This is a genomic window from Brevundimonas sp. UBA7506 (assembly GCF_002479495.1).
Classification (GTDB): domain Bacteria; phylum Pseudomonadota; class Alphaproteobacteria; order Caulobacterales; family Caulobacteraceae; genus Brevundimonas.
Genome location: NZ_DLNQ01000008.1, coordinates 113,860 through 131,530 on the forward strand (window position 1 = coordinate 113,860; position 17,671 = coordinate 131,530).

General features: G+C 65.6%; 12 protein-coding genes. 6 read left to right on the forward strand and 6 right to left on the reverse strand.

Translation table 11 applies throughout. The features are described from left to right. Nucleotides 1-96: 96 nt before the first annotated feature. The gene (locus B3K53_RS08035) at nt 97-3,456 is read left to right on the forward strand and encodes a hypothetical protein (protein ID WP_349680927.1); all 3,360 of its coding nucleotides are present in this window, start codon (nt 97-99) and stop codon (nt 3,454-3,456) included. 261 nt (nt 3,457-3,717) lie between these two features. Here B3K53_RS08035 and B3K53_RS08040 read toward each other — a convergent pair whose 3' ends face one another. Further along, complete coding sequence (locus B3K53_RS08040; protein WP_292083671.1) at nt 3,718-4,692, reverse strand: GlxA family transcriptional regulator; 975 nt, start codon at nt 4,690-4,692, stop codon at nt 3,718-3,720. 101 nt (nt 4,693-4,793) lie between these two features. Between B3K53_RS08040 and B3K53_RS08045 the strand changes: the two genes are divergently transcribed. Then, nucleotides 4,794-5,609, forward strand: a complete 816-nt coding sequence (locus B3K53_RS08045) for a DJ-1/PfpI family protein (RefSeq protein WP_292083672.1) — start codon at nt 4,794-4,796, stop codon at nt 5,607-5,609. Continuing rightward, complete coding sequence (locus B3K53_RS08050; protein WP_292083673.1) at nt 5,609-6,724, forward strand: GNAT family N-acetyltransferase; 1,116 nt, start codon at nt 5,609-5,611, stop codon at nt 6,722-6,724. The genes B3K53_RS08045 and B3K53_RS08050 overlap by 1 nt, the downstream gene beginning before the upstream one ends. Before the next feature lie 602 nt (nt 6,725-7,326). Here the strand turns inward: B3K53_RS08050 and B3K53_RS08055 are convergent. After that, nucleotides 7,327-7,815: a hypothetical protein gene (locus B3K53_RS08055; protein WP_292083674.1), complete on the reverse strand. Its 489-nt coding sequence runs from the start codon at nt 7,813-7,815 to the stop codon at nt 7,327-7,329. A 10-nt stretch (nt 7,816-7,825) separates the two neighbouring features. Further along, nucleotides 7,826-9,268, reverse strand: coding sequence for an aldehyde dehydrogenase family protein (locus B3K53_RS08060; RefSeq protein ID WP_292083675.1), 1,443 nt, complete (start codon nt 9,266-9,268; stop codon nt 7,826-7,828). Between the two features lie 251 nt (nt 9,269-9,519). Between B3K53_RS08060 and kdgD the strand changes: the two genes are divergently transcribed. The 3 genes from kdgD (at nt 9,520) to B3K53_RS08075 (ending at nt 13,013) form a co-directional block, all read left to right on the forward strand. Then, nucleotides 9,520-10,464, forward strand: a complete 945-nt coding sequence (gene kdgD, locus B3K53_RS08065; protein ID WP_292083676.1) for a 5-dehydro-4-deoxyglucarate dehydratase — start codon at nt 9,520-9,522, stop codon at nt 10,462-10,464. Nucleotides 10,465-10,525: 61 nt separating this feature from the next. After that, complete coding sequence (locus B3K53_RS08070; protein ID WP_292083677.1) at nt 10,526-11,425, forward strand: LysR substrate-binding domain-containing protein; 900 nt, start codon at nt 10,526-10,528, stop codon at nt 11,423-11,425. A 10-nt stretch (nt 11,426-11,435) separates the two neighbouring features. Next, entirely contained in the window at nt 11,436-13,013 is a 1,578-nt protein-coding gene (locus tag B3K53_RS08075) for a carboxylesterase/lipase family protein (protein WP_292083679.1), read from the forward strand. On the opposite strand, the gene B3K53_RS08080 is transcribed toward B3K53_RS08075, so the two are convergent. The 3 genes from B3K53_RS08080 to B3K53_RS08090 are packed head-to-tail and all read right to left on the reverse strand — an operon-like array spanning nt 13,010 to nt 17,396. Continuing rightward, nucleotides 13,010-14,206 (reverse strand): SGNH/GDSL hydrolase family protein, encoded by a 1,197-nt coding sequence (locus B3K53_RS08080; protein WP_292083680.1) that lies wholly within the window; start codon nt 14,204-14,206, stop codon nt 13,010-13,012. The genes B3K53_RS08075 and B3K53_RS08080 overlap by 4 nt on opposite strands. Further along, nucleotides 14,194-16,041, reverse strand: coding sequence for a hypothetical protein (locus B3K53_RS08085; protein ID WP_292083681.1), 1,848 nt, complete (start codon nt 16,039-16,041; stop codon nt 14,194-14,196). The genes B3K53_RS08080 and B3K53_RS08085 overlap by 13 nt, the downstream gene beginning before the upstream one ends. After that, a complete protein-coding gene (locus tag B3K53_RS08090) occupies nt 16,041-17,396 on the reverse strand; it encodes an MFS transporter (RefSeq protein WP_292083682.1) in 1,356 nt (451 codons plus the stop codon). The genes B3K53_RS08085 and B3K53_RS08090 overlap by 1 nt, the downstream gene beginning before the upstream one ends. Nucleotides 17,397-17,671: the final 275 nt, after the last annotated feature.

A 17,671-nucleotide genomic window follows, 5' to 3' on the forward strand; every position in this document is an offset into this window, starting at 1 on the left:
CACTCTGGAGATCGATTTGAAGCGGTGGATGGCCAGAGAGCCAGCTGCGATGCCGACCCGGATAGGGCTGCTAATGACTCAAAGCGGCGGTCGGGAATGTCTGCTGTCGGGTGGATATCTGCGATTTCGTTGGCGGCGTTCATGCCCGAGGCCGTTCCTACGGGTGTGGCGGTCGGCAGGCAGGAAATCGAGCGCAGTATCCTTCAGCAGATGCTCTACGGAGCCGACGCCAACCGCCTGCCGCTGTCCAGGTTCAAGCGCATCCAGTCGCCCGGCCGATGGTCCGGGATCGTGTCGTTTCTAATCGTCGTCGGCATCGTCGCGCTTTGGCACCTGATCCAAAAACGCGAGGCGATCATGTCGGGCGCCTTCTTCAAGCCTCTCGACGCCACAAACTGGTTCAATCTGGTCACCTTCGGGATCGGTGGACTTTTCCTTTGGCTAGTCTTCCATCAAATCTACGTCGCAAGCTTCGGCATTTCGCTGAAGAGCATATCGCTGAAAGACATCGAGATCACGCCAAAGGCGGCGACTGAGGAGTCGATCCTCAACCGCCATCTGGATGAGATCATCTACTTCTTCCAGTCGACCAAGTACGATCTCGTCGTGATCGAGGATCTAGACAGGTTCAACAACGCCGACATATTCGTTACGCTCCGCGAGATCAACAGTCTCGTGAATGCCAATGCGGGTGTGAAGCGTCCTATCAGATTTCTCTACGCCTTGCGTGACGATATGTTCGTAAGCACGGATAGAACCAAGTTCTTCGAGTTCATCATACCCGTCATTCCGATCATCAACAGCTCCAACTCAATCGACAAGGTGTTGGAGCAGGGCAAACGCCTTTCGCTCGACAAGAGGCTGAAGCCCCAGTTCCTGCGCGAGGTTTCACGATATCTGGATGATCTTAGGCTCATTCAGAACATCTTCAACGAATACGCTATCTACGTCTCGAATCTCGAACCGGAGGGCGAGACCAATCTCGACGCCAACAAGTTGCTGGCGGTCCTGATATATAAGAATGTTTTCCCAAGCGACTTCGAGAACCTTCATCGTGGGAGGGGTAATCTCGCCGGCATCCTTCACGCTCATGACCGGTTTGTGACCGCGAGCGAAGCCAAGTGCGGGGCGGAGATATCTCGTCTGGAGGAGCTCATCGACATCGGCGAGAGACAGCTGCCGAATGATCTGGACGAGCTACGCAGGAGCTATGCGATGGCCCTGATCGAATTGGTTCCTGAGAATTACACTCACATCTCGTTGGACCGCAGCCACCTCATACCGATCAATACGCTGGCTAAAAGCGAACGTTTCGAGGGTTTCATCGAATCCAAGCAGATATTCGTTCACACTCCCCAGGGGCATCAGCAGCAAGTCTCGGTGTCCGGACTTCAAGCAAAGGTGGATCCAAACAGGACCTTCTTGAAGCGTAAGGAGGACGTAGAGAGGAAGGCGGCGACATTCAGAGATGGGACGTCTAAAAGCATCCGCGATCTGAGAGACAAGTTAGCCGGTCTGCGGATGACGAAGTTCAATGAGATGGTTCGTGAGAACACGGAGGAGCTGGACGGCCTTTTTGAGGGATTCGGTGATAGCGCGGAACTGGCTCGCTTCCTGGTTCTCGAAGGATATCTGGATGACACCTACTACCAGTACACCTCGCTCTTCCATTCGGGTCGGCTGTCGCCGAGCGACAACAAGTTCCTCATCCGCATTCGGAGCTTCAGCAACCCCGACCCAGATTTTCAGATAGACAACCTGAGGGAGGTCATCGCCGCGATGCGCGACGAGGACTTCAGTCGGAATTACGTCCTAAACGTCAAGATCGTGGACGGCCTGCTTGCCGACCCCTCATCCTATGCGATGCAGACGTCCAAACTGCTGCACTACATCGCATCCGACTTCGTAGGCTGTGAGCCATTTCTGAAGGCTTATTATGCCCACGGCGTGGCGGTCGCACGATTGATGGCGGGGCTCACCAAAAGCTGGCCTGGCTTCGTCGCCGCTGCGATCGCAAGTCCTGCGAACCTTGCGCATGTGGTGCGGATCATCAGCCACTTGACGGACACGCAACTGAAAAGCCTGGCCGGCAAGCACCCCGTCTTGTCCGAGTTCGTTTCGCAGAACCTGGCCGGCATCCTTGAACAAGGGGTCGACTTCCCTCCCGAACGCTTGAAGCTGCTTGACGTGGAGACGGACGATCTAGCCGCTGTCGCCTCCCATCCCGGGTTCGTGCGGGCCCTGTTCGAGGGCGGGCTCTACGCCATCTCCATCGACAACCTGAACTTCATTTTCCGGTCCGTCCTCCTTCTCGACGACGAAGAAGGACCGACCGAGCGGAACTACACGCTCATCCTGGAGTCCGGCAGCGAGCCGCTGCTGAAAAAGGTCGACGGGCAGTTCGGCGAGTATTTTGAGAACGTCCTCTGCCGGCTGCCCGAAAATCGGCGCGAGAGCGTCGAGGCGATGCGTCGCGTCGCCGCCCGGGAGGATCTCGAACTCGAACCGTTGGTGAGTTTCTTGGAGCAGCAGTCAACCTCGCTGCCGAGCCTGGAGGACGTCCCCGACAGGCTTCACGTTGCGCTTTTCCAAATCGGGAAGATCGAGCCGACTTGGGAGAACTGCCTGATCTTCCAGCAGAGGGAGGGCTACGACGCGGAAACGCTGACCAACTTCCTCAATGACGGCGCCACGATCGAAGCGCTTCGTGGTCGCCCGATGCCGGACGAACCGGAGGCTCAATCGCTTCAGGAGTTCGTCTTCGAGAACGACGCCCTGACCGACCAAGCCTACGCCGTCTACGTTCAGTCGTTGCCGTACAAGTCCGAGGCGTTCCCGAAGTCCGTCGGCGCAGGGAAGATGAAGATCCTGGTTGATCAAAACCTGGTGGTCTTCTCCGCCGACAATCTGTCTCATCTAGTAGGCACCCCTGCGCTTGGTGTCGCCTTCGTCAAGAACAACATCGACGATTTCTTCGAGGCGCAGGACGAGTGCGGCCTGGATGACGACTTCAGGCAGAAACTGCTGGAAGCGGAGGTCGGCGACGAGACCCGGCTGAAAATTATTGCAACGATGAACCTCGGCATCCTTCCGGACATACCCGCCCGGGCCGCGCTGGTCGGCGACGTCCTCGCCCGTACGCGAACCAAGATCGACAACCTCAGTGCCGATGCCGCACGCGCTGTAATATTAAGCTCCCGCCCCGCTGAGACCCAAATCTCGCTGCTGAACCTGCTTCACGGGATGTTCGATATGGAGCAAGTGAAGGCGATCCTACAGTCGATGCCGTCACCGCTTCCCGACATCAAACCGGGTTGGCGTACACCTAGGCTTGCCGACACGCCGGTGAACGTCGATTTCGTGATCTGGTTGAAGGCGCGGAACATTATATCGTCATGGAGCAGAGAGATGAGTTTCCTCGGCGACAGCATTCGCATCAATCTGTTCAGGAAATAGGTTGCGATCGAACAAGGCGTGCGGATGCATCACGTTTGCTTGCGCTCGCCTGAGCGAGCCCCTACGCCATGGCTAGGCTGATGCCGATGCCTGTTCCGGCGACGAGGGCAAGTTCGCCAAGACGGCGGTCCGGCTGCCGCCAGGGCGCGATCTCTGACTGTCTGATCAGTGAGGCGCTGACTCCGACAAAGTTCAATGACGTCTGCTTGTCGGCCGGAGATCAATGTCCATTAGTGGCGCTCTGCGGCTCAGTCGAGCGCGTCATGTGCTGCCGGAAGAGGAGCACTCGCCTAGATCCGATCCCTTCTCTTGCGCCCGGCAGGCTCTGGGTGGGAGGCCCGTGTGCCTCACGAACGCGCGCCGCATCCGGTCCGGTCCGCCGAACCCGGTGCTGAGCGCCACCGTCTCCAGCGAAGTGGCGCCCGCCTCTATCGCCGCCCTCGCGGCTTCCACCCGAAGCCGTTCGACAGCCCTGGCGGGGGCGACGCCCGTGGATGTCGTGAAAGCCCGGGTGAACTGGCGGACGCTGAGCGCCGCCTGGTCCGCGAGGCGTTCGACCGGCAGCGGCTCGTGCAGCCGCGACCTCGCCCAGGCGAGAAGGGGCGCGAAGCGATTGTCCGGCGTGACCATTTCCAGCAGCGCCGAATGCTGGGACTGCGAGCCTGGCCGGCGATGGTAGACCACCAGCCTGCGGGCCACCTTCCTGGCCAGCTCGTCGCCGAAGTCACGCCCGACCATGGCCAGCGCAAGATCGATTCCGGCCGTAACTCCGGCCGACGTCCAGATCCCGTCGTCTTCGACGAAGATGCTTTCGCCGTCGACGCGGATCTTCGGATGACGGCGCTTCAGCTCGGCTACGGCCGCCCAGTGGGTCGCGGCCCTCCGACCGTCGAGGAGCCCGGCGGCGGCGAGCACGAAGGCCCCGGAGCAGATGCTGGCGACGCGGCGCCCCTCGGCCGCGGCGAGCCTCACGCCCGACATCACCACCTCGTCCTCGATCGCCGCCCTCAGCGACTCCGCGCCTGGCACGATAAGCGTGTCGCCGGGACCGACCTCGGCGAGCGGCGCCGTCTGCAGGACGAGGCCTGACGAGCTTCGGACCGGGCCGCCCCTCGATGAAGCCAGGGTGAGGGCGTAGGCGCCGCCGAAGTCTCCTGCGACTTCGAACACCGCCGCCGGTCCGGTGGCGTCGAGGATCTGGAAGCCCTCGTAGGCGAGCAGGGTGACCCTGTGCATCGAATGTCCTGAAACGACGGATCTATGTCCTTCAGGCCATGACCGGTCCGGACTAGTCAAGCGCTCCGCCAGCGGCCCGCAACGAGGCCAGGGAGACTCGCATGATGACCCGACGTTCGATCATGGCGGCCGCCGCGGCCGTCGCAGCCACGGCCGCCGCTCCGGCTGCCGCCGCTCCGGCTGCCGCCTCCGACCGACGCGACCCGCGCACGATGGCGAATGACCTGGGGGTCAGGCTGCTGGGCGACGAACAGATCGGCATGCTGCTGTATCCGGGGTTCACCGCGCTGGACTTCGTCGGCCCGCACCATTTCCTGGCCGGCCTGTTCGGCGGTCAGGTGCACCTGGTCACCAATCAGGCGGACCTGAGCCCGGTGACGAGCGACGCCGGCCTCGCTGTTCGGCCCACCGTCACGCTCGAGGACTGCCCGACCGACCTGACCGTGCTGTTCGTGCCTGGCGGGACCGCCGGCACGGTCGCCGCCGCCAGGGACCGGCCGACGGTGGAGTTCGTCCGCGACCGCGGCGGACGCGCGAAGTACGTCACCAGCGTCTGCACGGGCTCGCTGGTGCTCGGCGCCGCGGGCCTGCTGCAGGGGCGGCGCGCCACCTCGCACTGGTCGGTCGTTCCCCTGCTCAGCCGGTTCGGCGCCATGCCCGAACGCGCCCGGATCGTTCGTGACGGCGCCCTCATCACCGGAGCGGGCGTCTCGGCCGGGCTCGATTTCGGGTCCGCCCTGGTCGCGGAGCTCCGGGGCCGGCCGATGGCAGAGGCTGCGGTCCTGATGGCGGAATACGATCCTGAGCCCCCGATCGCGGGTGGTTCGCTGCAGACCGCGCGCCCCGAGATCGCCGAGCTTCTCACGAGCTCGCTGGCGCCCTTTGTCCGCGACGCGGCTACTCTCGGGGTCCTGTGATGGCTGCCGCAGCGGCTGCCGTGCAAACCCTGGACCCTGTGGCCATCCGCTGGTTCCAGTCTTCGGATCGCAAGATCTGCCAGCGGATTGCGGCCGAGGCGGCGATGAGCTCCTATGGTCGCGCGATGCCCGAGCGGGGGTTCGCGTTCACGCCGGAGGCGCCGCTGGAGCCCGCCGAGGTGCGTCTGGTCGCCACAGTGGGCGACGAGCCGGTCGGCTTCCTGGAGCTTGTCGGAAGCCATGTCTCCAACCTGTTTGTCGATCCCGCCCGTCAGGGTCGTGGGATCGGCTCGGCGCTGATGGGCGCGGCGGAAGAGACGGCTCCTGGCGACATCACGCTCTCCGTCTTCACCTGCAATCCGGCGGCCCGCCGCCTTTACGAGAGGCTCGGATTTCATTTCGAGGGTCTGTCGCAGACCATGTTCCACGGGCTCGCCGTCGACGTCTGGAGGATGCGCAAGCCTCGCCCTGTGCGGCTCAAGGTGAGGAAGTTCGACCTGGTCATCCTCGACTTCGACGGCGTGCTGGCCGACAGCGCGCCGTGGATGCTGGCGAACATCGGGCGCCTCTCCCAGCGGCACGGACTGCGTCGGCCCGACGAAGCCATGCTCGAGCGTTTGCGAGGCCTGTCGAACCGGCAGATCCTGCAGCAGTTGCGTGTTCCCTTCTGGAAGCTGCCGGCCATTGCGCGCGACCTGCGGGCGATGGTTCTCGCGGACGTCGCGACGATCCCGCTATTCGCGGGCGCTCAAGGCTTCCTCGACGGCCTGCATGATGCAGGCGTGCGTCTGGCCGTGGTGAGTTCCAACTCCGAGGCCGCGGTCCGCGCGATCCTCGGACCTGCAAGCGCGACCCGGATCAGCCGGTTTCGTTGCGGGGCCGGTCTGTTCGGCAAGGCGCCTCTGTTCATGCGCGTGCAGCGGGAAATGGGCGTGGCCCCCGGCCGGGTCCTCTGCGTCGGCGACGAGACCCGCGACGTCGAGGCGGCGCGCAAGGCCGGCTTCACCAGCGCCGCCGTCACCTGGGGTTACGCTACGCCCGAAGCGTTGAGGTCCGCGGCGCCTGATCACCTGGTTGACAATTTCGAAGGCCTGTCTGGCCTCGTCGTGACCTGACGCGCGAGGCCAGTGACAAGGGTCCGAGCAAAAGGCAGGCGCAAGGATGCAACTGACGCAGGCCTGACCAAAAGGTAACTTGGTGGCGGTCAGACGGGGGGGGTAGCTCCAGCCTCTGTCGGAGTACGCGATGCCGCGCTCGTTCCTAGCCGCCTGCGCCCTGGCATTCGCCCTCTCATCGCCAGCAATTGCCCAGCCCGCCTCCGATAACTCCCAACTGCTGAGGGAACGGCGGATCGAGCAGCGACCATCGGACCTTGAGCCAAACGGCCTGTGAAAGTCTGCTTCCGGGCGGTCTCCCAATGTCCGTTGCTGGCGCTTAGGAGCCATAGCGCGCCGCTTTGTCCAAACAGCGAATCCGGGCCTGATCATCGTGCCGCCTCGCGGATTGTGCCGTTCTTAGGTGGTTCTGGGAGAGATTGAGCCGATTTTAGCTGGTCTGGCTAAATGGTCGTGTTTTGAAAGTCAGTGAGAGCGACCCCAAATTGCGCCGCTCCTAACTGGTCCTGACAACCAGTTAGCGCCGGCTCAAAACCACTTAAGAGCGGCGCAGATTGAGAGCGGCTCTCAACAATCGCCCAGAAAGCGAGGCGCCCGATGGTTTAGTGAGGCCAACGCTCGGTGAGAAACTTGGCTTCCCCATTCTCAAAACGAACCTCGGCGGAGGGTTCGCTGGGTTGTCCGGGCGCAAACAGTTCGAAGATGGCGACGCCGTCTTTCTGAACGCTCTCGATGATGCGCGCGGGACGGTTTTGCCCCAGGGCGCTCGCGGTCAGGGCCCGGACCGGTTCGGGCATGTCGTCGAAGGCCAGGTCGCGCTGGATCTCGACGATGTCGAAGTCGCCGTCGATCTGCTGGACGTCCAGTTCGATCTCGGCGCCGTCGGGCCGCTGGCCGGCCACGTCGAAATAGATGCGGTCTTCGCGTTCCTTCCGCTCCGCGCCGGTGATGGTCAGGCCGGGCGACGCCGCCAGCACGCGAGCGGTCAGGGCCGGCGGCAGTTCCGCCGGGGTCAGGGGCGTAATGATCGTGTGCGGCCCCTGGGGCAGGGCGACCTGAATAAGAGCGGCAAGGACAGGCAGGGCGATCATCGTCTGACTCCTAGGCGGCGCTGTAGCTGGTCTTGATCTGGGTGTAGAACTCGACGGCGGCGAAGCCCTGTTCGCGGGGGCCGTAGGAGGACTTCTTCGTGCCGCCGAAGGGGACGTGATAGTCGACGCCCGCCGTCGCCAGGTTGACCATGGTCATGCCGGCCCTGGCGTTCCTCTGGAAGTCGCGGGCGTGTTTCAGCGACCGGGTGACGATGCCCGCCGACAGGCCGAACTCGACGCCGTTGGCCACGGCCAGGGCTTCTTCGTAGCTGGCCACGCGGATGGTCGAGGCGACGGGTCCGAAGACCTCCTCGGTGTTGATGCGGGCGTCCGGCAGGGTGTCGGCGATCAGGGTCGGCTGGACGTACCAGCCGGGCTTGTCGAGCGTCAGCCGCTCGCCGCCGGTGACGATCCGGCCGCCGCCGTCACGGGCGATGTCGATGTAGTTATACGACACGTCGCGCTGAGCCTCGGTCACCGCAGGGCCCATCTGGGTGTTGGGGTCGAGCGCGTCGCCGACGCGAAGCGCCGCGACCTTCTCGGCCAGCAGGGCGACGAAGCGGTCGTGGATGCCGTCCTGCACGATCAGGCGGCTCGACGCCGTGCAGCGCTGGCCGGTGGCGAAGAAGCTGCCGTCCAGGGCGATGGCCACCGCCCGCTCCAGGTCGGCGTCGTCCAGCACGATCAGCGGGTTCTTGCCGCCCATCTCCAGCTGCACCCGCGCCTGACGCTTCATCGCGCCCTCGGCCACGCCGGCGCCGACGCCCTGCGAGCCGGTGAAGCTGATCCCGTCCACGCCGGGGTGGGCGACGATGGCGCGGCCCACGTCGCCGTCGCCGATGACCATGTTGACCACGCCCCTGGGCAGGCCCGCCTCATGCAGGATGGCGATCAGGGCCTCGGCTGTGGCCGGCGTCGGGCCGGCGGGCTTGATGACCACGGTGTTGCCGAAGGCGATGGCGGGGGCGATCTTCCACGCCGGAATGGCGATGGGGAAGTTCCACGGCGTGATCAGGCCGAAGACCCCGACCGGCTGGCGATAGGTCTGGATCTCCACCCCCGGCCGCGTCGAGGCCAGGTTCTGGCCGTGGACGCGCAGGGCCTCGCCGGCGAAATACTTGAGAATGCGGGCGGCGCGCATGGTCTCGCCCATGCCCTCCGGCAGGGTCTTGCCCTCCTCGCGCGACAGCAGGCGGCCGATCTGCGGCGCGCGCTCCATCAACAGGGACCCGGCCCGATCCAGCACGTCGAAGCGCGCCTCCGGCGACGCGTCGGCCCAGCCCGGGAAGGCGGCGCGCGCCGCCTGCACCGCCTGATCCACCTCGGCCGCCCCGCCCCTGGGCGTCCGGGCCACGACCTCGCGCGTGTCGGACGGGTTCAGGCTCTCGCCCGACAAGTCCCCGCCCACCTTCTCGCCGCCGATCCAGTGCGAAAGCTCAAGCGTGTCAGTCATGGGAAGGTCCTCTGGCCTGGTCTTGGAAGACTATTGTCTAGCGATGCGGCCGCTGAATGCGAACCCTCAAGAGGGCATGGATCAAGAGCGTTTGCGCATCGATTCTGTCCGGCGAGATCAAGCCAAATCCGGCATCGGTCGATAGCTCCTTTGGCTTAGACCGGCATGATTGCTCTCGATACGGTCCTGCTCAGACGCGAAATTGCAGAGCGCCGTTGGGGCCGCTCGTCCGCGAGAAGACAGGGAATTCCATGTCCAGAATGACCCCGGCGGAGATGGCCGCCACGATCGGCGGCGGCCTGCTCTCCTTCCCGGTGACCCATTTCGACGCCCAGGGTCAGTTTGTCGAAGCCGCCTACCGCGAGCACTGCGACTGGATGCTTCAGAATGACCTTGCGGGTCTCTTCGCCGCGGGCGGGACGGGTGAATTCTTCTCGCTGAAGCCGGATGAGGTTGAAGCCGTCGTCAAGGCTGCGGTCGCTGAAACCCGGGGCCGGACGCCGGTCGTCGCCGGCGCCGGTCATGGGACCGCCGCCGCCGTCGCCATGGCCCAGTCGGCCGAGGCCGCAGGCGCCGACGGCGTCTTGCTGCTGCCGCCCTATCTGATGTTCCCGGGACAGGAAGGCCTGACCGCCCACGTCGAGGCGGTCTGCAAGTCCACCAAGCTGGGCGTCATCGTCTACAACCGCGACAACGCCATCCTGAACGCCGACACGCTTGAGAAGCTGTGCGAGCGCAATCCGAACCTGGTCGGTTTCAAGGACGGCGTCGGCGACATCGAACTGATGATGCAGGTCTATGCCCGGATGGGCGATCGCCTGACCTATATCGGCGGTCTGCCGACGGCCGAGACCTTTGCCCCGGCCTATCTGGAGATGGGCGTGACGACCTATTCGTCGGCCATCTTCAACTTCGTGCCGGACTTTGCGCTGAACTTCTACAAGGCGGTGCGCGCGCGCGATCACGACACCATCATGGCGGGCCTGCGCGACTTCGTGCTGCCCTACATCGCCCTGCGCAACAAGGGCAAGGGCTACGCCGTGTCGATCGTCAAGGCGGGCATGACGGCCATCGGCCGCACCGCCGGTCCGGTGCGCACGCCGCTGGTTGACCTCAAGGATAGCGAGTTCGCCGAGCTGCAGGCCCTGATCGCGCGTGTCCAACCTGCCGCTGCAAAGCGGGCGGCGAACGGCTAGGCCATGACCTGTTCCCATCGGATCGAAGCGCCTAGGCTGACCGATCCGATGGAGGGCGGACATGTTTGAACTGAGCCAATTGCGCTGCTTCGTGGCTGTGGCCGAGGAGCTTCACTTCGGTCGCGCGGCCACGCGCCTCAACATGACCCAGCCGCCGTTGAGCCGTCAGGTGCAACTGCTGGAACGCATTCTCGGCGTGGTCTTGCTGGACCGCACCAGCCGGTCTGTCCGATTGACGCCCGCCGGCCGCGCCTTTCTGATCGAGGCGCGGCGCATCCTGCGGCTTGCCGAGTCCGCCTCCCTGGCGACGCGGCGGATCGCCAGCGGCGAGGCGGGCCGGGTGGCCATCGGCTTCACCGCCGCCTCCGGCTACAGCTTTTTGCCCAAGCTGGTCGAACTGGCGCGCGAACGCCTGCCCAGCGTCGATCTGGCGCTGCGGGAAATGGTGACGGGCGAGCAGATCGAGGCCTTGCTGACCGGGCGCATCGACCTGGGTCTGATCCGTCCGCCCCTGAACCGGCCGGAGTTCGACAAGCTGCGGGTCATGACCGAGCCCCTGGTGGCGGCTTTGCCGTCCGGCGATCCCCGGCTCGAAAAGGCCGTGGTGTCATTAGGTGATTTCGACGCCCTGCCGATGATCATGTATGCGCCCGAAGGCGCCGGCTATTTCCACGGCATGCTCAGCGGCCTGTTCGATGCGGCCGGGGTTTCGCCGCAGCAGGTCCAGCACATGAGCCAGATCCACTCGATCCTGGCGTTGGTGCACGCGCGCATCGGCGCGGCCATCGTCCCGGAGGCGGCGATGCGCCTGCATTTCGACGGGGTCGAATTTCGTCCGCTGGACATCTCTCCGGCGCGCCCGGTCGAACTGTTCGTGGCCTGGCGGCGCGACAACGACAATCCCAGTCTGAAGCCTCTGCTTGATCTGTTCAGAGCCCAGGTCGAGGACGAAACGCCATGAGAGAGGCCGCATGACCCTGGACCCGAGCCGTCGCGCTGTTTGCACCATGGGCGCTGGCCTGGCCCTTTCCGCCATGGCCGGCGGCGGGGTCCATGCCGAAGCGGCGAGCCCGGTGGCCGACACCCGCCATGGCAGGGTGCGCGGCTATGTCGATCGGGACATCAAGGTCTTCAAGGGCGTGCGCTACGGGGCCGACACCAGCAATCGTCGCTTTCGACCGGCGGAGAAGCCAGCGGCGTGGCGAGGCGTGGCCGACGCCACGGCCTATGGCCATGCTTCGCCGCAGAAGAGCAATGAGCCGGACCAGAGCGAAGACTGCCTGTTCCTGAATGTCTGGACACCGGCGCTGGCCGACGGCGGGGCCCGGCCGGTCATGGTCTATGTCCACGGCGGGGCGCACGCCAACGGTTCGGGCTCCAGCCCCCTGTATGACGGCGCAGCCCTGTGCCGACGCGGGGACGTGGTGGTGGTGACGCTTAATCACCGGCTGAACGTCTTTGGCTACAGCGGTCTGGGACAGCTGCTGGGCGGTGAGTTCGCGGCCTCGGGCAGCGTCGGCAATCTGGATCTGATCCTGGCGCTGGAATGGGTCAGGGACAACATCGCCGGCTTTGGCGGTGATCCCGCGAACGTCATGGTCTTCGGTCAGTCAGGCGGCGGGGCCAAGCTGGTGACCCTGATGGCCATGCCGCGCGCGGCGGGCCTCTATCACCGTGTCATCACCATGAGCGGCCAGCACGTCACCGCCATGGGGCCGCAGCACGCGGAACTGCGGATGCGGCGTTTCCTCGATCATCTGGGGCTGACGGCGGATCGCGCGGCGGACCTGGCGACCCTGCCGGCCGGACGTCTGGTCGAGGCGCTTCAGATGGCGGACCCGCTGGAGAAGGGCGGGATCTATTTCCACTCGGTGATGGATCACCATAGCTTGCCGAGACACCCGTTCGTGCCCGATGCGCCGCGCGAGAGCGGCCACATCCCCATGATCATCGGCAATACCCACGATGAATTCGGCGGCGGGGCGGCGGGAGGCCCCGGGGCGCCGGAAATCACCTGGGACAACATCGCGCCGCGCCTCGCGCCGGAGTTCGTGCTGGACCTCAACGCCCAGTATGTCGTCGACTGGTACCGCGCCCGCTTCCCGCAGATGACGCCCCGGGAGGTGTTCGTCGCCGCCGCGACGTGCGGCCGTTCCCGCCCCGGACACCTGATCCAGGCGGAGGAACGCGCCAAACTGAACGGTCCGACCTGGATGTATCAGCTGGACTTCGCTTCGCCGGTCGAGCCATGGCGCGGCGCCTATCATGGCTTCGACATCGGCCTGGCGTTCGACAACTGCGACAAGACCGAAGCCAAGGCGGGGGCCGGGCCGGATGCGAAGCGGGCGGCCGAGGCCATGAGCGAAACCTTCATCGCCTTCGCCCGGACCGGGGATCCCAACAACGCCGCCATCCCGCGCTGGGATCGCTACACCCTGCCGGAACGGGCGACGATGATCTTCGATGTGAACAGCCGCGCCGAGAACGACCCGCGCGCCGACGAGCGCCGCCTGTTCCAGACCGCGCCCTTCCTCAAGCAGGGCACCTAGTCGCAGGCGTCCAGCGGAATGGCCTCGGCCATGGCCTGGTAGCCGGCGTCCGACGGGTGCAGCCAGTCGCCGCTGTGGAAGGTCGCCTGCAGGCGAGAAGGCGCGACGGGATCGCGAAGCGCGGCGTCGAAGTCGACCACGCCGTCGGCTTCGGTCTGGGCGCGCAGCCAGGCGTTGACGGCCTGCCGCCCCGCCTCGCCTTCAGGCGTGAAATAGTTGGCGCCTTCGAACGGCGGCACCGTCGCCAGCACGACCTTGAGCCCCGCCGCATGGGCGCGGCGGATGACCTGACGATAGCCGGCGATCAGATCCGCGGCGCTTACCGCCTGATGGGCGTACTGGGGCCGCGAAGGGCGGCCGATGTCATTGACGCCTTCCAGCAGGATCAGGCAGCGCGCGCCCGTGGGGACCAGGGCGTCGGCGTCCAGACGCTCCAGACCCGACGGACCCGAGCCCTGATGCAGCAGGCGGTTTCCGCCGATGCCGGCGTTGATGACCGCCCACGGACGACCCGCTTCCACCAGACGCGCGGCCAGCCGTTCAGGCCAGCCGCCGGGGCCGTCCGGCAAGGCGCCGGTGCCCTCGGTGATCGAATCGCCAAAGGCCACGATGACGCCGGGCGGCGTGGCGCTCTCCACCTCGATCCCGGCCAGCAAGACGCCGAGACGCATGGGCGCGCTCTCGACGCCGTCCGCATCCCGCATCGTCTGGCGCCAGCGATGGGTGGGAAGGCGGGTGGCACGAGGCAGAGCGATGCTGACCTTCACCTGATCCAGAGCCGCGACAGCCAGGTCGACCGGATCCGACACCAGCGGCGCGCCGGCCGGCATGATTGATGAACGCTCGCCGTTGAAACGCACCTCGCGCGTCATGTCCCCGAGGTGAACGGTCACCGCGCCCAGGGTGATCGGCTCAGCGCCATAGGCGTTCGACAGTCGCAAGCGGAGGCGCTGGCCCGACGCCGTCACCGTCACGACATGACTCAGGGTCACGCCTTCGACGACGTCTGGACCCAGCGGACCGCGCATGTCCCGGGGATTGGGCGCTGACGCCGGCCCTGTCGGTCCCCCCGCGGACGACGGCGCAAAGGCGTAGGCGGCCACCCAACGTTCCTGTGCGGCGACGGCCGGGCCGGCCGCCATCAGCGACAGGCCCAGCGCGCCGGCGAGCGCGCGTCGCCCTAGCGTCGCCAAGGGAACTTCAGGGTCGGCGCATTGACGTATCGGTCCATGGTCAGGACCAGCCGCGCGCCCGCGCCCGGCGCCAGGGTCAGGCTGAAGTCGGCGGCGTTCACCGCCCGGCGGCTTTCGCCGATCTGGACGTCGCGGATGCGATGCTCGCCATAGCCGCCGCCCTGGATGATGACGGTGCGGGCCTGCGTCTGGCTGAGGTTGATCAGGGTGACGCCGGTTTCGGTCGCCGTCATCCGGTCGATCAGGGCGGCGGTGTCCGGCGGTAGACCCGCGCGGCGGGCGTCGGCGTCGAAGTAGCGCAGCCGGGCGAACAGGGGCGATCCGCCCGCATTGGCGCTGCTCGGCGCCCATGAGGGCCGGGCGATGTGCAGGGCGCCCATGGTCTGATGCATCAGGGCGGTGACGCTGCACGGATTGACGTCCAGCACCCCGTCGGCCAGCCGCGTGTCCGGCGTGGTCGTATCCTCGCGCTGAGCCTTGGCGCGTTCGGCCACCTTGCCCAGGTCGGCGCGCAGGGCAGTCTCGACCCAGTCGGGATTGCGGCCCTCCAGATAGGCGATCCAGGGGTGGTCGGGGGCCCGGCGGCGGTCGCTCTCCTTCATCGACAGCCACCAGATGTCGAGCGAGTTGTTCAGATGCAGACCGTCGCGCCAGCCATACCAGCCGTCGTCGCCGTACATGGTCGGCGTCTGCACCTTGCCGTCGACGGTGCGCTTCTGGGCGTTGATGCGGTCGGCCTGGGCGCGCCAGGTCTGCAGATACTTGTCGTCGCCGGTCAGCAGATAGGCGTTGAAGAAGCCCATGGCCGTGCGCGGCACGCGGTTGCGATCCTCGCGCTTGCGGGTGACCGGGTTCACGGGGCTGAAGCCCCAGCCGTAGGCCCCGCCCCACCACTTGCCGTCGGCCGCCGATCCGATCACCCCGTCCAGCCCGACGTTGGACGGCAGGATGTCGTCGTTCGCCTTGGCCCGCTCGGCCCAGGCGTCGATGTAGGTCAGCAGCCAGTCGCGATACTTCGGCTCCTGTTCCAGCATGAAGGCGTTCAGGGCCAGGGTGGTCGAGAACATGTTCAGCGGGTGGTCGCCGACGACGTCGGTGTATTCCTCGTAGTGCTGAAGCGTCTGTTCGTAGGTCTCTTCGCCGTGCTCCATGAAGAAGTGCGTCGGATCGAAGGGATCGCCGGCCCAGTCCAGCGCCGTCGCCTTGCGCAGCATCGGCCCCTTGGAGCCGTTCATCAGACTACGGATGATCCGGTGCTGCGGGTCATAGTTCGGCGCGGTCGGGTCCTCGCCCATGTAGAGGCCGGCGAAGCGGCGGGCGCGATCGCGGAAGCGGGGATTGTCCGGATCGGACAGGCCCTGGACGTTGAACAGCGTCATCTCTTCGGCGTGATGCTGCCAGTCCAGCTGGACGTTGAACTCCTTGAAGAACATGCCTTCGCGGGCGATTTCGACCTCGGTGGTCCTGGCCTCGGTGAACTGGCGCAGGTGGCCTTCCCAGGCCTGGGTGTACATGGCCTTGATGCGGTCGGGTGCGCCGATGGCGTGCAGCAGGGGCCAGCCGTTGACGTTCTCGATGGCGTCGTCAGGGCCGTCATTGGCGCCCCAGCGCTCGAAGCAGAGGAAGTAGCCGCGCTCGTCGAAATAGCGGGCGTAGAAGGCCTCGCACGCCTCAGTGTTGGCCCGGATCAGCTCGCGTTGCAGCAGGGCCCAGGTCGGCGCGGGCATGGGAGCGACGACCTGGATCGGGGCGGCGTGGGCGGCGCCGGGCTTGAACGCGGTTCCAAGGGCGACCAGCGAGGCGCCGCCGAGGATCTGCCTGCGATCCAGCCGCATCAGGCCTTGGCCTCGGTCGAGTTCAGGGTCAGGCGCTCGATCTTGCCGGTGATCAGGAAGTAGGCGGCGATGACCAGAAGGCAGTGGATGCCGACGAACCACAGAGCCCCGTCGAACGAGCCTGTCGCCGCCACGATGTAGCCGATGACGATGGGGGTCACGATGCCGGCCGAGTTGCCGAAGGTGTTGAAGATGCCGCCGGTCACGCCGACGAACTCACGCGGCGAGGTGTCGGACACCACGGCCCAGCCCAGAGAGGCGATCCCCTTGCCGAAGAAGGCCACGGCCATGACGACCACGATCAGGGCCGAGTTGTCGATATAGGCGCAGGCGATGATCAGGGCCGACAGCAGCATGCCGATCAGCAGCGGCGTCTTGCGGGCGATGGTCAGCGAGCCGGTCTTCTTCAGCAGGGCGTCCGAGATGATCCCGCCCAGAACGCCGCCGGCGAAGCCGCACAGGGCCGGGGCGGCCGCGGCGAAGCCGGCCTCGAGAATGTTCAGGCCGCGTTCCTTGACCAGATAGATCGGGAACCAGGTCACGAAGAAGTAGGTCAGGACATTGATGCCGTACTGGCCGATGAAGACCCCCATCAGCATGCGGCTGCCCAGCACCTGTTTGACGTTGGCCCAGGTGAAGGCGGCCGACTTCGACACGGTGCGATCTTCCATGCGGGTCAGGCCGCCGCCGGCTTCGATGTAGTCCAGTTCCGCCTTGTTGACGCCGGGGTGATCGACCGGGCTGCGCACCATCTTCCAGAAGACGAAGGCGGCGATCAGGCCCAGGCCGCCCATGACGAAGAAGACCGAGTGCCAGTCGAAGGTGTGCACCAGCCAGCCCATGAAGGGGGCGAAGACGACCAGAGAGAAGTACTGCGCCGAGTTGAAGATGGCCGAGGCCGTGCCGCGCTCGGAGCCCGGGAACCAGGCGGCGACCAGCCGCGCATTGCCAGGGAAGGAGGGGCTTTCGGCCAGACCCACCATGAAGCGCATGGCGAACAGGCCGGCGAAGATCGCGCCGCCCGTCAGGAAGGCCGAAAAGCCCTGGACCAGGGTGAAGAAGGACCAGGCGGCGATGGCGATGGTGTAGATCAGTTTGGTGCCGAAACGGTCCAGCAGGGCGCCGCCCGGGATCTGTCCGATCACATAGGCCCAGGCGAAGGCCGACATGATGTAGCCCATCTGGATGGGGTTGAGCCCCAGGTCCCTGGACGCCGCGTCGCCTGCGATCGAGAAGGTCGCCCGATCGGCGTAGTTGATCGTGGTCAGCAGAAAGATCAGCAACAGGATGCCGTATCGCATACGCGTGCGGCGCTGGGTCGCAGGGGCGGCGGACGCAATTGTCCCGTCGATCATCTGTGCGTTTCCTCGATCTGCGAGACCAGACCGGGGACGCCGATCGCCGCTGGCCGTCTCTCCCTTGCAGCGCCTCTGCGGGCGCCTTTGGGATGACGATAATCAGGAAGTTCGGCGATCGTCTAAGCTAAAATCCTTATCGATCGATCCAGAATTGGCATCAGTGGGAAACCGGTATCAGTTCATATCCTGCATTGGTTCATGCCTTCTTCGGATTGGCGTGCATCGATCCGGTGAACCTATCGTCATTCTGCGAGATCGGGCGACCGGCAGCG

Coding starts and splice junctions, on each gene's coding strand:
- B3K53_RS08040 (WP_292083671.1), bottom strand. CDS start 4,692: ATGCACAGGGTCACCCTGCTCGCCTACGAGGGCTTCCAGATCCTCGAC.
- B3K53_RS08075 (WP_292083679.1), top strand. CDS start 11,436: ATGACCCTGGACCCGAGCCGTCGCGCTGTTTGCACCATGGGCGCTGGC.
- B3K53_RS08090 (WP_292083682.1), bottom strand. CDS start 17,396: ATGATCGACGGGACAATTGCGTCCGCCGCCCCTGCGACCCAGCGCCGC.
- B3K53_RS08055 (WP_292083674.1), bottom strand. CDS start 7,815: ATGATCGCCCTGCCTGTCCTTGCCGCTCTTATTCAGGTCGCCCTGCCC.
- B3K53_RS08085 (WP_292083681.1), bottom strand. CDS start 16,041: ATGCGGCTGGATCGCAGGCAGATCCTCGGCGGCGCCTCGCTGGTCGCC.
- B3K53_RS08050 (WP_292083673.1), top strand. CDS start 5,609: ATGGCTGCCGCAGCGGCTGCCGTGCAAACCCTGGACCCTGTGGCCATC.
- B3K53_RS08060 (WP_292083675.1), bottom strand. CDS start 9,268: ATGACTGACACGCTTGAGCTTTCGCACTGGATCGGCGGCGAGAAGGTG.
- B3K53_RS08045 (WP_292083672.1), top strand. CDS start 4,794: ATGATGACCCGACGTTCGATCATGGCGGCCGCCGCGGCCGTCGCAGCC.
- B3K53_RS08035 (WP_349680927.1), top strand. CDS start 97: ATGTCTGCTGTCGGGTGGATATCTGCGATTTCGTTGGCGGCGTTCATG.
- kdgD (WP_292083676.1), top strand. CDS start 9,520: ATGTCCAGAATGACCCCGGCGGAGATGGCCGCCACGATCGGCGGCGGC.
- B3K53_RS08070 (WP_292083677.1), top strand. CDS start 10,526: ATGTTTGAACTGAGCCAATTGCGCTGCTTCGTGGCTGTGGCCGAGGAG.